We start from the raw sequence: 13360 nt of genomic DNA, 5'->3' as shown, positions 1-13360 counted from the left end.
GCAACTTGAAGTACAACGTGTAGATCTTCTGCGACATCGCATCGTCGAGCGGCTGCGCGTCGTAGTGGAAGCGGGTCAACAGATGCGCGGAAATCAGCGCGGCATCGGCCTCGGTCGCGGTTGGCTGCAGCGGCAGCGTGGATTCTTTACGCGGCTTGGATGCCCCCATGTCAGCCGCCGATTGCGCGGAAGCTGTCACGGTGACAGTTAGAGCCAACATCAATGCGAGCAAGGGACGAAAGGTCACTGAGCCTGCTTTCATATTCAAAGTACCCCGCACTGGAAGCTGTTTGCCCGCAGGGCAAGGAAGAACGAAGGAGTGTATGTCGATACACGACTGAGTGATGACGCCGCCATGTGGGCAAACAGATCCAGCCCGAAGGGTTGAGCCTGAGTGGCCGCCATGCGGCAGCGCGCGGCTTGGCCTGACGGCCAGTCAGGCGCTGCGCCACGCACTACCACCTGACGGCCACTCAGGCTCAATGCGGGGCACTTTGAATATGAAAGAAGGCTCATTGTTCTCTTCAAGCGTGCTCGGTGACACCGGCCGCATGCGCCTGCTGGTCGGCGTGATAGGAGGACCGCACTAGCGGGCCAGAGGCTACGTGGTGGAAACCCATCGCTTCGCCGGCCTCACGCAGCGATTCGAATTCGTCGGGTGTCCAGTAGCGCACCACGGGATGATGGTGCGGCGTGGGTTGCAGATACTGACCGATGGTGACCATTTCCACGTCATGCGCGCGCAGGTCGCGCAGCGTTTCGATCACCTGGTCGTAGGTTTCGCCAAGGCCGAGCATGATGCCCGACTTGGTCGGCACATCCGGATGCTGCGCCTTGAAACGCTTGAGCAGATCGAGCGACCACTGATAGTCCGCGCCCGGACGCACTTCGCGATACAGATGCGGCACGGTTTCCAGATTGTGGTTGAACACATCCGGCGGGAAATCCTTGAGCACTTCCAGCGCACGTTCCATGCGGCCCTTGCCGCGGAAATCCGGTGTGAGGATTTCGATGCGGATGCTCGGGCTGGCGTGACGCACGGCGCGAATGCATGCAGCGAAATGTTCGGCACCACCATCGCGCAGATCGTCGCGATCCACCGAGGTAATGACGACGTACTTCAGGCGCATGTCGCGAATGGTTTCGGCAAGACGCGCCGGTTCAAGCGGATCGGGTGCCGCAGGACGGCCATGCGCGACATCGCAGAACGAGCAGCGGCGCGTGCACACTTCACCGAGAATCATGAAGGTGGCCGTGCCCTTGCTGAAGCATTCGTGGATGTTTGGGCAGGACGCCTCTTCGCACACCGTGACCAGTGCGTTTTCACGCAAGCGCGCTTTCAGCTGTTGCACCGCGTTGCCTTGCGGCAAACGCACGCGAATCCAGCTCGGCTTGCGCAACGTCGGCACAGACACATCGAAGCCCGCGCGATTGAGCGCGATCTTGTCATTGCCAAGCTGCTTCTCAACGGTGGGTGTTCCGCTGACAACGCTGATCGGAATGGCTTTGCTGGCGGAAGTGGAGGTATCGCTCATGAAATAAGTCAGACCGCCACGCGTGTGGGGAGTTCGGGGATGACGGGGGCAGCCGGTTCAGCATCGAAGCCGAACTGCCGGCAAAGCTCACCGATCAGCACATCCTCGACGTCCACCAACCGCGACGGACCGCCCAAGTCTAGCACCTGAGTGACCGCCAGGTCCTTGTAACCGCAAGGATTAATGCGGTGATAAGGTTCCAGATTCATGTTCACATTGAAGGCCAGTCCATGGAAGCTGCAGCCCCGGCGGACGCGCAATCCGAGGGCTGCGACCTTGGCGTCGGCCACGTAGACGCCGGGAGCACCCTCGCGGCGCACCGCTTCGATGTTCCAATGCGCCAACGTATCGATGATGGACTGCTCGATCTTGTTCACAAGCTCGCGCACGCTGAAGCCGATTCGGCGCAGGTCAAACAGCGGATAAGCCACGATCTGGCCGGGCCCGTGATAGGTGACCTGGCCACCGCGATCCACCGGAATCACAGGAATTTCACCTGGTGCGAGGACGTGCTCCATCTTGCCGGCCTGCCCCAGGGTAAAAACGGGGTCGTGTTCGAGCAGCCACAGTTCGTCGACCGTGGCGGCGGTGCGGTTATCGGTGAAGGCGCTCATCGACCGCCAGATCGGCTCATAAGGTTGGCGGCCCAGGCGGCGGATTTTCAGCGGGTGGGACATGGCGGGACCTGCAAGGTATTGGGCCAATCTGCGGCCGCGTGTGGGCGCTTACAAGTGAAGGAAGTCGTGCGGAGGGGGCTTTTTCAAAGGAAATGCCCACCTGCCGGGAGGGGTATCGCTGCCCCGCTTTTGCCCCGGATTCCGGCCTTCGCCGGAATGACGTGACTGGCTTCGTTCCAGGGTGCGTTTCAATTACAACGTGTACCGAATATCCGCATCCGCCCGCAACGCCGCATGCGCGGCGTCGTACTGCTCACGAGATTCACAACGAAAGCTCACCGTCACCGACAGAAAATTGCCCTCGCGCGAATGCCGGTGCCGCACGGTTTCGTGCAGCACGTGCAAACCAACACCTTCAAGGATCTCCGGCACGCGGGCTTTCAGATCCACGCTGGCGTTGCCCATCGCGGTGATTTCGAATTCGCCGGGAAACTGAAACCCCTGGCCTTGCTGTTGCGGCTTGATCTCGCCCAGCTCTTTCATCGGCCTTCTCCGCTCACTCAATTGCGTTGATCACTTCTTGCCGCTGCCGTGGAACCACAACAGGATGGTGTCCCACAGACGCTTGAAGAAGCCGCCCTGCGGCGCATCGTTCAAGGCGATCAGCGGTACGTCTTCAATCGGCTGTCCATCTTCGGTGACATGCAGCGTGCCGACCTGCTGACCCTTCTTGTATGGCGCAATCAGCGTGGACGGAATGTCCATGGTGGCTTTGAGCTTGTCGTAGTCGCCGGTCTTCACCGTCACGAGCACGTCTTCGGCAACGCCAAGCGGCAGCTGATTGTCTTCACCCTTCCACAGGCGTGGCGTGGCCTGTGCCTTGCCCGCTTCGTAGAGCTTGTGGGTTTCGAAGAAACGGAAGCCGTAGTTGAGCAGCGCAATCGCCGAATCGGCGCGCGTTTTCTCGCTGCTGGAGCCCATCACGATGGCGATCATGCGCTGATCGCCGCGCTTGGCGGAGGCATCGAGACAGAAGCCGGCCTCGGCGGTATGGCCGGTTTTCACGCCGTCCACGGTGGGGTCGCGCCACAGCAGCGTGTTGCGATTGCCCTGCTTGATGCCGTTCCACTCGAATTCCTTGATCGCGGAAATCGCGTAGTCATCCGGGTAATCGTGGATCAGCGCGCGCGTGAGGATCGCGACGTCGTGCGCGGTGGTGTAGTGATTGTCGGCCGGATAACCCGACGCATTCACGAAATGACTGTTCACCATGCCCAGCTGCTTGGCATACGCATTCATCAGGCCGGCGAAGGTGTCTTCGGAACCTGCCGTGTGCTCAGCGAGTGCAATGGCCGAATCGTTACCCGACTGAATGATCATGCCGTACAGCAGATCTTTCAGATCGACCTGGCTGTTGAGCTTGAGGAAGCTCGTCGAACCATCCGTGCCTGCGCCACCAGCGCGCCACGCATGTTCGCTGATCATGACCTGATCGGTGAGATGAATCTTGCCCGAGGCGATCTCTGCGGAGACAACGTAGTCCGTCATCACCTTGGTGATCGAAGCGGGTACGACGCGCACGTCTGCATCCTTCGACGCAAGAATCTGGCCCGTGGCGTAGTCCATCAGCACCCAGCTCTTGGCGTCGACATCCGGCGGCGGCGGCACGGGCACCGGCACGGCCGCAGGAGCGGGGGGCACGTTGGGCGTGGGCTTGGGCGGGGTCTGCTGGGCAATGGCGCCGACGGCGAACGCGAGGGTTGCGACGGCGAGAATGGGCAGAGAACGGCGGAACAGATTCATCGTGGGCTTACATCCGTTTGCTTGGATCGTCGGCGCGCTCGGCGCCACTACATTGGGAAACGCTCAGTCTACCGCGACCTGCGGGTGAGGCAGGCCCATTTGTTCGATTTGGGTGGTCACCCGGTCGGCGCTGTCCACATCGGCCAGGGGACCGACTCGCACACGGTGGACGAGCCGTCCGCCGATGGTCGCATCCACCACCTGCACCGGAGCGAAATTCGCCGTGCGCAATTGTTCGGCCAAGTGCTCGGCATTGGCCGGATCGGCGAATGCACCCACCTGCAGATAAATGCCCGGCGTGTGCTCGGACGGCGGCGGCACCACGGGCGGCGGCGGGGCTTCTTGATCCACCGGAGCCGATGGATCGATGCCCTGCACTTCCACCAGACCGGTGCCTTTGGGCCACACGCCGATCTTCACAGCCGCAGCGTAAGACAGATCGATCACACGGTCCTCATGGAACGGTCCGCGATCGTTGATGCGCACGATCACGCTCTTGCCGTTCTGCAGATTTGTCACGCGCGCATAGCTGGGTAGCGGCAGCACTTTACTTGCGGCGGTGAACTTGTACATGTCGTAGTCCTCGAGATTCGAGGTCTTGTAGCCGTGGAATTTGCTGCCGTAGAACGAGGCGATGCCGCGTTCGTCATAGCCGCGTGCGCTCGGGAGCACCGAGTAAGTCCGTCCAAGTACTGAATAGGGCGACTTGTTCCCGTAGAGCGAGTGCGGCTCCACCTTCGGCACCGGCTCGGGCAGATTGCTCAGATCTGGCGGCGGACCGTCCGGAACGCTGTCGCTGTTGCTGCGGTAACGGCTGCTTTGCGGTTGATTGGTGTCGTCGTAAAAACCACCGCTGCCCGATGCACTCGAACCGCCCCCGCCACCGCCGGATGACGAAGACGAAGAGGAATACGACGATGACGACGACGGACGCGTGCTGCGGTGGCCACCGCATCCGACCAGCACCAACGTGGTCGCAAGCAGCCACGACAGGTGCCGGAGCGTCCTCATCGTGAGGCAGTCTCCGGGCTGTTCACGCCTTGCGCGATCGCTTGCGCCAGCTGATTCACTGCCATCGCATACATGGGACTGCGGTTGTAGCGTGTGATCACGTAGAAGTTCTGGAATGTGAACCAGTATTCCGGACCATTTTCGCCCTGGAACTTCTGCACCGTGGAGCTGGCGCCGGGATCGAGATGCTGCACGGGTGCATAGCCCCATGCTTCGAGCTGCTCCACCGGCCACAGCGGCGTCGAATCTTTGACCGTAAGCAGTTTCGCCGCGCCATCGGGCTGCGCGCGCGCTGCCACGACGCCGCCCGTTACCCAGCCGTGTTTGGCGAAGTAGTTCGCGACGCTGGCGCAGATATCGGGCAGCGAGTTCTGCAGATCGATGCGTCCATCGCCGTCTTCATCGACCGCGAAGTCGCGAATGCTGTCGGGCATGAACTGGCCCCAGCCCTGCGCGCCCGCGTAAGAACCGGTAAGCGTATCGAGCGGGCCCGCCAGCTGATTGTCCGGCAGCTCGAGCAAGGTCTTCAGTTCACCGCGGAAGAACGATGCGCGCGGCGGGTAATAAAAGCCGAGCGTCACCAGCGCATCGAGCACCTTGTAGCTGCCCGTGTTGCGCCCGTAGAACGTTTCCACGCCGAGAATCGCAACGATGTATTCGGGGGCGACGCCGTATTGTTTGGCGACTTTCTCGAGCAGGTCACGGTGTTGGCGATAAAAATCGATGCCTGCGTCGATGCGCGCGGGCGTGATGAAGATTTGCCGGTACTCGCTCCACGGCTTGGCTTCGGCCGGACGACTGATCGCGTTGAGGATGCTTTGCTGCATCTTCGCGCCATCGAGCAATGCGTTGAGAGCGGCAGGATCCTTGCCCGTTTCCTGCGCCACTTCCTGGACCAGTTGCGCCTGACCGGGATGATCGGCGAAGGCCGGTGTAGCGATCAGACATGAGAGCGCGAGAAGCATCCGCGAGGGACGAAAACGACGTGACCATGAGGCCAGCTGCGGAGGTGGTTTCGCTGTCTTGATCGGCATTGCGCACAGCGTAACATGCAATGCGGCGCAAACTGTGGCACACCGCTGACGCGATACGGATCGAGTTCAGTCGTGCACTTTGCGATTCGCGTGGATCGACATCAACACACCAAACCCAACCAGTAATGTCACCGCCGACGTACCGCCGTAGCTGACCATCGGCATCGGCACGCCTACCACCGGCAACAACCCCGACACCATGCCGCCGTTGACGAACACGTAGACGAAGAAACTCATGCCGATGGCGCCGGCAAGGATGCGCGAGTACGTATCGCGCGCTTCCATGGCGATCCACAGGCATCGTCCGATGATGAAGGCGTACAACACCAGAATCGCGCAGACACCGATCAGTCCGAACTCTTCGGAGAAGACGGCGAAGATGAAGTCCGTGGTGTGTTCGGGCAAGAAGTCCAATCGCGACTGCGTACCCTGCTCAAAACCCTTGCCGAACATGCCGCCCGAACCCACGGCAATCTGCGACTGAATGATGTGCCAGCCATTGCCCAGCGGATCGGATTCCGGGTTGAGCATCGTCAGGATGCGGTCGCGTTGGTACTGATGCATGAAATGCCACGCAATCGGAACCAAGCCGCCCACACCGGCAAGCAGCAGACCGATACGCCACCACGCCATGCCGGCGAGGAACAAGGCAAACGCGCCCGCTGCGGTCACCAGCAATGCCGTACCCAGATCGGGTTGCTTGGCGATGAGCCCGGCCGGGATGGCGATCAAGAGGCCCACCATCAGGATATCTTTCCAGCGCGGCGGCAACTGACGCGGATGCAGATACCACGCCACCATCATCGGCATGACCAGCTTCATCAGTTCGGACGGCTGAAAGCGCATGATGCCGAGGTTGAGCCAGCGATCGGCGCCACGTCCCTCACCCAGCACGGCGACCACCACCAGAAGCATGACGCTTCCGACGTAGAGCCATGGCGTCCAGTTACGGAACACCGACGGCGGAATACGCGACAACAGGGCAATGAGCACGCCGCCAAGTACAAATCGCGCCGCCTGACCGGCAACAAGCGGCAAGTTGGCGTTGCCTGCGCTATACAGCGTGACGAGACCGACACCGCATAGAATGACCAGCGCGAAGGCGAGCGGCAGATCGACACGCGGGCGCGTAAGGATGCGCCGCAGAAAACGATAGAACCGAGTGCGCATGGTATCGATCATGGCGTGCCGTCCCCCGCGCTCGATGTATCCGGTGCCGGACTGGTTGCGTCTGGCGTGGGACTGGACGTATCCGGCGCAGGCATATCCGATTGCGGCGTGTCTTCCGGCGCAACGCTGGTGGCCGGCATCGGTTCGGGCAACGGACGATTTGGCGGTACGGCGCCGCCTTGTGCTGCCAGCCACGCATCCAGAATCTTGCGCGCGATCGGCCCGGCATCCTTCGCGCCCCATGCACCGGCTTCCAGCACGACGGCCACGGCAATGCGAGGATCTTCCGCGGGTGTGAACGCTTCAAACCACGCACGGTGGCGAGCGGCGAGATAGGCCGTGTTCTTGTTTTCGTTATACGCGTTACTGGTGCGCGAGAAACGCTCCGCCGTACCGCTCTTGCCTGCAATGCGATAGGGAAAACCGTCACCGAGCTTTACGCCCGCGCCAGTGGACAACGGGTCATTGCTGTAAATCACCATCTGCATGCCTTCGTTGACCGCTTCCCAATCCTTCGCGTTCTTGATCAACGAAGGACCACTGGGTGGATTGGCTAGCGGCACAGGCGATTTGCCGACGTCCGCCGTCGCCATCACCGCACGCGGCGCATAAGGCACACCGCGCCCGGCGAAGGTCGCCAACGCGTGCGCCAGCTGCATGGTGGTGACTTCCCAGTAGCCCTGGCCGATGCCTGCAATCACCGTTTCCCCGGGATACCAGTTCGGTTCCTTCGGCGAATGTTTTGCCTTCCATGCGCGCGAAGGCAGGATGCCGGGCAGCTCGCCCGGAATGTCGACGCCGCTTGGATGTCCGAATCCGTAGGAGCCCATGAAGTCACTGACGCGGTCGATGCCTAGATCCAGCGCGAGCTTGTAGAAGTACGTATTGACCGATGCGTAAATCGCTTTGTAAAGATTCACCACACCTGCGCCGTAACGCTGGTCGTCGCGATAGCCGCGCGCCTGCCCCGGAATATAGAAAACACCAGTCGAAACGACTGAATCTTCCGGCCTGCGAACACCGTATTCCAGACCCGCAAGCGCCATGAAAGGCTTGATCGTCGAACCCGGCGGATACGCGGCCCGCAACGCGCGGCTGATCAGCGGCTTGTCGGGATCGGTATTCAAGGACTTGTAATCGGCGGAGCTGATGCCGTTGACGAACAAATTGGGATCGAACGTCGGCACGCTGACCATGGCCAGCACCTGGCCATTGCGTGGATCGATCGCCACGGCTGCGCCGGGGCGTCCCTCAAAGGCATCTTGCGCCGCCTTCTGAATGCGCGCATCGATGCTGAGATAGATGTTCTTGCCAGGCGTAGGCGGATCGACGCTCAGAACACGCTGGATACGTCCATCGGCGTTGACTTCATCCAGCTCATAACCCGGCTTGCCATGCAGCATGCCTTCGTACGAACGCTCCACGCCGGTACGACCGATGTGTGTTGTCCCTTTGTAGACATCCGGATCGAGGTCATCGAGATCGTCGGCATCGATGCGGCTCACGTAACCTACTGCATGCGCAAAGAGCGGACCCAGCGGATATTTGCGTGTGAGGTACGGAACCACATCCACGCCAGGAAAGCGCCAGCGATTCACCGCGAAGCGATCGATATCGTCCTCGCTGAGGCGCATCTTCAGCGGCACGCTGTCGAAGTGGCGTGTCTGCTTGAGCTGCTTGCGGAAGGCATCCAGATCGTCGGAATCGAGCGGTATGACCTTGCCGAGCTCGGCAAGCATGGCGTTCATGTCATGGATTTTGTCCGGTACGACTTCGAGCCGGAACGCAGGAACGTTGTCTGCAAGCAACACACCGTTGCGGTCGTAGATCAGACCGCGCGTGGGCGGCAGCGCACGGGGCTTCACGCTGTTGTTGACCGAGCGCAGCGCGAATTCGTCGTGATGCAGTACCTGCAAAAACCAGTAGCGCCCGACAAGCGCACCGAGGCCAAGCAAAATCAGCGCAAAACCGACGAACGCGCGACGGCGGAAGCTCTCCGCTTCACCGCGCGTGTCTTTGAAGGCGCGACGATTGAGCAACTTCGTCATGCCTGCCGCTCCATCTTGTCGCGCAAGATGTTCATTGCAGTCGCAGCCGCATCCGCAGATCGTCTAGCAGCAGGAACAGGAATGGCCACAGCGCCGCACTGACGAAAGGCGACGCCCACCACAGTGCAGGCGGTGTCGCTTCGCCCGCGAACGCACGCACGATCAACAACAGGAAACGATCGTTGACCAGCAGCGCCAGCACAGCCAGCGTCTGCTGCCACATTGGGAAGAAACGCAGGCGCGAGCGGAAACGTAATGCGATAAATGCCAGCACGCACAGACGCAACGCCTGTTCGCCCAGCAGCACGCCATTCAACATATCCGCGCATACGCCCAGCACAAAGGCCAACCCGAGGTTGATTCGCGCATCGCCCGATTCCAGCGCCCAATACAGCAGCACCAGCGCCGGCCAGTACGGCTTGAACGGATCGAGCACGTGTGGCAGCGGCACCAGCATCAGCAGCAACGCGAAGACTAGCGTGCCGATGAACCACCACAGAGACAGACGCGCGCGACTCATGTCTGCGGCACTCCTGTCGACGCCGGGGTAGCGGGTTTGAACGACGAGGGCAGCGGCACTTTGGGCACCGGTGGCGCGCTCGATGCCGGCACAGGCGCTTCACTCGACGGCGGCCCCGCAGACGGCGACGGCGGCGGCGGACCGGCGGGTTCGGCCAGGTCGTGCAAAATCAGCACTTCGTCGGTGCGATCCAGATCGGCGCTGGGAATCGCATGCGCCTCCAGGAACATGCCGGTCGCGGACGGTCCCACGCTGCGAATCTCCCCGACCGGGAAACCTTCAGGAAATCGGCCACCCAGGCCGGAGGTCAGCAGCTTGTCACCCACTTGCACATCCTGCGCAATCGGAATGTTCGGCAGTGTGAGCTGGTCACCCGCATGCGAACCGTAAGCCACGGTACGCAAACCGGTACGCGCATCGACCACCGGGATAGCATGATCGGGATCGGTCACGAGCATCACCATGGATGAATTGGGGAGTACATCGATCACCTGCCCCATCACGCCATGCGAATCGATCACCGGCTGACCCGTCTTGACGCCATCGCGAGCGCCGACATTGATCATCATGCGATGGCTATAAGCGCCAAAATCGATGCCGATGACGCGCGCCATCTGCACATGCAGATTCAGACTGCGCTGCGTGTCGAGCAATTCCTTCAGGCGCTCGTTCTGCTGCGCCACTGCCTGCATGCGATTGAGCTTCGCATTCGCCAGCAACAGGTCTTCGCGCAGCTGCTGGTTTTGCTCGGTCAGCATGCGTCGATCGGCGAAGGCCACGCTCGCCGTATGCAAACCTTCCGAAGGAAGGCTCGCCAGACGGTACACGGGTTCGATCACGATGGACGTGGCATAGCGCATGCGCCACAACCACCCGTTACGGTGGTCGAGCACCATCAACACCATGGCTATGGCGAGATAAAAGATCAGCCGCAGTGTGCCTGCGGCGGTGCCGGCGAACAGGGGCGAGGATTCCTCGCGCGCTAGCGGCATGGCCTACCCCCGCGGACGCACTGGATTATTCGGGAGCGAAGAAGTCGCTGCCGTGCTGATCGATCAGCTCCAGCGCCTTGCCGCCGCCACGGGCCACGCAGGTCAGCGGATCGTCCGCCACCTGCACATGCAGACCGGTTTCTTCCGACAACAGGCGATCCAGATCGCGCAGCAACGCGCCGCCACCAGTGAGCACGATGCCGCGCTCAGCGACGTCCGAGCACAATTCCGGAGGCGTCTGTTCCAGCGCCGACTTGACCGCCGCGACGATACCGGCGAGCGGCTCGTGCAACGCCTCGAGAATCTCGTTGGAGTTGACCGTGAACATGCGCGGCACGCCTTCGGCCAGATTACGGCCGGAGATTTCGATCTCCTTGACCTGGCTCTGTGGGAAAGCGCAGCCGATTTCGAGCTTGATGCGCTCGGCCGTGGATTCACCAATCAAGGTGCCATGGTTACGGCGCACGTAGTTGATGATGGCTTCGTCGAAACGATCGCCACCGACGCGAACCGATTGCGAGTAAACAATACCGTTGAGCGAGATCACCGCCACTTCGGAGGTGCCGCCGCCGATATCCAGCACCATCGAGCCGCGGGCCTCATGCACCGGAATGCCGGCGCCGATGGCGGCGGCCATCGGTTCTTCGATCAGGAACACGTCGCGCGCACCGGCGCCTTCGGCCGATTCCTTGATGGCGCGGCGCTCCACCTGGGTCGAACCGCACGGCACGCACACCAGCACGCGCGGGCTGGGACGCAGCAGGCGGGAGCGGTGAACCTGGCGGATGAAGTGCTGCAGCATCGCCTCGGTCATGGTGAAGTCGGCGATGACGCCGTCTTTCATCGGGCGCACCGTGGCGATATTGCCCGGCGTACGGCCCAGCATGCGCTTGGCGTCGGTACCTACGGCGGCAACGGTGCGGGGGCCACCTGGGCCGCGATCCTGACGGATCGCCACAACAGAAGGTTCGTTCAGGACGATGCCCTGACCCCGTACGTAGATAAGCGTGTTGGCTGTGCCGAGGTCGATGGAGACATCGTTGGAAAACATCCCGCGAAACTTCTTGAACATGGGTCCGCCGTATATCGACTCTGGCTAAAAAGTAAGCGGGCCAGTCTAGTCAGCAAATCCTTTATCCGCAAGGACATCTTCGTTAAGAAAGCCTTGTAGGACGCGGTGATACGGCGATTTTGTGACCTGTCAGCGCATCGCCCCGGTACTGCCCGCAAGTCGCCATCTTCGCCCGTTGCCGCTACGATGACGGGCTTTGGTCAATACCAACGCTACCGGGGGTCGTACGCGACCGATCGGTGGCCCATACCGGGGCTTTCAACCACATGTCTGCCGTCATCTGCGGATCGCTCGCTTACGACACCATCATGGTGTTCCAGGATCAGTTCAAGAACCACATCATTCCGGACCAGGTGCACATCCTGAATGTCTCCTTCCTGGTGCCGGCGATGCGCCGCGAATTCGGCGGTTGCGCGGGCAACATCGCGTACAACCTGAAGCTGCTCGGTGGCGATCCGTTGCCGGTGGCGGCGGTGGGGCAGGATTTCGCGCCGTACCGCGAGCATCTGCAAAAGTGCGGCATTCGCATGGATTGCATTCGCGTGTTCGAAGAACAGTTCACACCGCAATGCTTCATCACGACGGATCTGGACAACAACCAGATCACTGCTTTCCATCCGGGCGCGATGTCGAGCGCGCACGAAAATCACGTGCGCAACATTCCGAACATCAGCTTCGGCATTGTTGCGCCCGATGGCCGCGACGCCATGCTGCAGCACGTGGATGAATTTGCCGCGCGCAAGGTTCCTTTCATTTTCGATCCCGGCCAGGCGATGCCGCTGTTCAGCGGCGACGAGTTCCGCGCGATGATCGAAAAATCGACATACGTGATCGTCAACGATTACGAATCGCAGTTGCTGCAGCAGCGCACGGGGTGGAGCGCGGCCGACATTGCATCGCGTGTAAAGGCGTATATCGTGACGCTCGGCCCGCGTGGTTCGTTGATTCACGCCGACGGCAAAACGTATGAGATTCCGCCGGCACGCGAACGTAAAATTGTCGATCCGACCGGTTGCGGCGATGCGTATCGCGCAGGCCTTATTTTCGGCATCATGAAAGGTCTGGACTGGCCGACCACCGGCCGCATGGCGTCGCTCATGGGTGCGCTGAAAGTCGAACATCCCGGTACACAGAATCAGTCCTTCACGTACGACCAATTCGCGAAAGAATTTCACGAACAGTTCGGTTACGCCCTGGCGTAACGAGCCCTTTGCATCAGAGAGAAAGCAGCATGTCCACGCTAGCCAACATCGTGATTGCGATCATCGCTCTGATGCATCTTTGGTTTCTGATTCTCGAAATGTTTTTGTGGGATAAATCGACCGGCCGACGCGCCTTCGGACTCACACCGGAATTTGCCACGCAATCGAAAGTGCTCGCTGCGAATCAGGGTCTGTACAACGGATTCCTCGCAGCGGGCCTGATCTGGGGATTGATCCTCGGCGGCACACCTGAAGGCATGCACGTAAAGATTTTTTTCCTTGCGTGCGTGCTTATTGCCGGTTTGTACGGCGGCTTCACGGCCACGCGCAAAGTGCTCTGGATTCAAGGATTGCCG

General features: G+C 61.0%; 13 protein-coding genes and 1 pseudogene. 2 read left to right on the top strand and 12 right to left on the bottom strand.

Translation table 11 applies throughout. From position 1 onward, the window contains the following. From VK725_RS04225 to VK725_RS04170, 12 genes and pseudogenes are all read right to left on the bottom strand, one after another. A pseudogene (locus tag VK725_RS04225) lies at positions 1-247 on the bottom strand (tail-specific protease); the annotation flags it as partial. A gap of 277 nt (positions 248-524) precedes the next feature. Next, positions 525-1535 (bottom strand): lipoyl synthase, encoded by a 1011-nt coding sequence (gene lipA / locus VK725_RS04220; RefSeq protein ID WP_325316805.1) that lies wholly within the window; start codon positions 1533-1535, stop codon positions 525-527. 8 nt (positions 1536-1543) lie between these two features. Then, positions 1544-2212, bottom strand: a complete 669-nt coding sequence (lipB, locus tag VK725_RS04215) for a lipoyl(octanoyl) transferase LipB (RefSeq protein ID WP_325316804.1) — start codon at positions 2210-2212, stop codon at positions 1544-1546. Between the two features lie 192 nt (positions 2213-2404). After that, entirely contained in the window at positions 2405-2695 is a 291-nt protein-coding gene (locus tag VK725_RS04210) for a DUF493 domain-containing protein (protein ID WP_325316803.1), read from the bottom strand. Positions 2696-2725: 30 nt separating this feature from the next. Further along, entirely contained in the window at positions 2726-3955 is a 1230-nt protein-coding gene (locus VK725_RS04205) for a D-alanyl-D-alanine carboxypeptidase family protein (RefSeq protein ID WP_325316802.1), read from the bottom strand. Between the two features lie 63 nt (positions 3956-4018). After that, the gene (locus tag VK725_RS04200) at positions 4019-4966 is read right to left on the bottom strand and encodes a septal ring lytic transglycosylase RlpA family protein (protein ID WP_325316801.1); all 948 of its coding nucleotides are present in this window, start codon (positions 4964-4966) and stop codon (positions 4019-4021) included. After that, complete coding sequence (mltB, locus tag VK725_RS04195) at positions 4963-5931, bottom strand: lytic murein transglycosylase B (protein WP_325316806.1); 969 nt, start codon at positions 5929-5931, stop codon at positions 4963-4965. The genes VK725_RS04200 and mltB overlap by 4 nt, the downstream gene beginning before the upstream one ends. A 135-nt stretch (positions 5932-6066) precedes the next feature. Further along, entirely contained in the window at positions 6067-7182 is a 1116-nt protein-coding gene (rodA, locus tag VK725_RS04190; RefSeq protein ID WP_325316800.1) for a rod shape-determining protein RodA, read from the bottom strand. Next, positions 7179-9218, bottom strand: coding sequence for a penicillin-binding protein 2 (mrdA, locus tag VK725_RS04185; RefSeq protein WP_325316799.1), 2040 nt, complete (start codon positions 9216-9218; stop codon positions 7179-7181). The genes rodA and mrdA overlap by 4 nt, the downstream gene beginning before the upstream one ends. Before the next feature lie 31 nt (positions 9219-9249). Then, the gene (mreD, locus tag VK725_RS04180) at positions 9250-9738 is read right to left on the bottom strand and encodes a rod shape-determining protein MreD (protein WP_126673512.1); all 489 of its coding nucleotides are present in this window, start codon (positions 9736-9738) and stop codon (positions 9250-9252) included. Next, positions 9735-10730, bottom strand: coding sequence for a rod shape-determining protein MreC (gene mreC, locus VK725_RS04175; RefSeq protein ID WP_325316798.1), 996 nt, complete (start codon positions 10728-10730; stop codon positions 9735-9737). Before mreC ends, mreD begins: the two co-directional genes overlap by 4 nt. 25 nt (positions 10731-10755) lie before the next feature. Beyond that, entirely contained in the window at positions 10756-11802 is a 1047-nt protein-coding gene (locus tag VK725_RS04170) for a rod shape-determining protein (RefSeq protein ID WP_126673514.1), read from the bottom strand. A gap of 266 nt (positions 11803-12068) precedes the next feature. Between VK725_RS04170 and VK725_RS04165 the strand changes: the two genes are divergently transcribed. Together VK725_RS04165 and VK725_RS04160 are read left to right on the top strand one after the other, a co-directional pair. Next, complete coding sequence (locus VK725_RS04165) at positions 12069-13004, top strand: carbohydrate kinase family protein (RefSeq protein WP_325316797.1); 936 nt, start codon at positions 12069-12071, stop codon at positions 13002-13004. Between the two features lie 29 nt (positions 13005-13033). Continuing rightward, positions 13034-13360: DUF1304 domain-containing protein (locus VK725_RS04160; protein WP_325316796.1), on the top strand; the 327-nt coding region annotated here is incomplete at its 3' end.

It is taken from the genome of Dyella sp. (assembly GCF_035486915.1).
GTDB lineage: Bacteria > Pseudomonadota > Gammaproteobacteria > Xanthomonadales > Rhodanobacteraceae > Dyella_B.
Note: the sequence above shows the minus strand (reverse complement) of the source record. Positions and strands in the feature narration are given on the sequence as shown.

Bases quoted from the DNA above. Each gene is read 5' to 3' on its own strand.
- VK725_RS04170 (WP_126673514.1), bottom strand. From the start codon at position 11,802: ATGTTCAAGAAGTTTCGCGGGATGTTTTCCAACGATGTCTCCATCGAC.
- VK725_RS04200 (WP_325316801.1), bottom strand. From the start codon at position 4,966: ATGAGGACGCTCCGGCACCTGTCGTGGCTGCTTGCGACCACGTTGGTG.
- mrdA (WP_325316799.1), bottom strand. From the start codon at position 9,218: ATGACGAAGTTGCTCAATCGTCGCGCCTTCAAAGACACGCGCGGTGAA.
- VK725_RS04205 (WP_325316802.1), bottom strand. From the start codon at position 3,955: ATGAATCTGTTCCGCCGTTCTCTGCCCATTCTCGCCGTCGCAACCCTC.
- lipB (WP_325316804.1), bottom strand. From the start codon at position 2,212: ATGTCCCACCCGCTGAAAATCCGCCGCCTGGGCCGCCAACCTTATGAG.
- VK725_RS04210 (WP_325316803.1), bottom strand. From the start codon at position 2,695: ATGAAAGAGCTGGGCGAGATCAAGCCGCAACAGCAAGGCCAGGGGTTT.
- rodA (WP_325316800.1), bottom strand. From the start codon at position 7,182: ATGATCGATACCATGCGCACTCGGTTCTATCGTTTTCTGCGGCGCATC.
- mreD (WP_126673512.1), bottom strand. From the start codon at position 9,738: ATGAGTCGCGCGCGTCTGTCTCTGTGGTGGTTCATCGGCACGCTAGTC.
- VK725_RS04165 (WP_325316797.1), top strand. From the start codon at position 12,069: ATGTCTGCCGTCATCTGCGGATCGCTCGCTTACGACACCATCATGGTG.
- mltB (WP_325316806.1), bottom strand. From the start codon at position 5,931: ATGCTTCTCGCGCTCTCATGTCTGATCGCTACACCGGCCTTCGCCGAT.
- mreC (WP_325316798.1), bottom strand. From the start codon at position 10,730: ATGCCGCTAGCGCGCGAGGAATCCTCGCCCCTGTTCGCCGGCACCGCC.
- lipA (WP_325316805.1), bottom strand. From the start codon at position 1,535: ATGAGCGATACCTCCACTTCCGCCAGCAAAGCCATTCCGATCAGCGTT.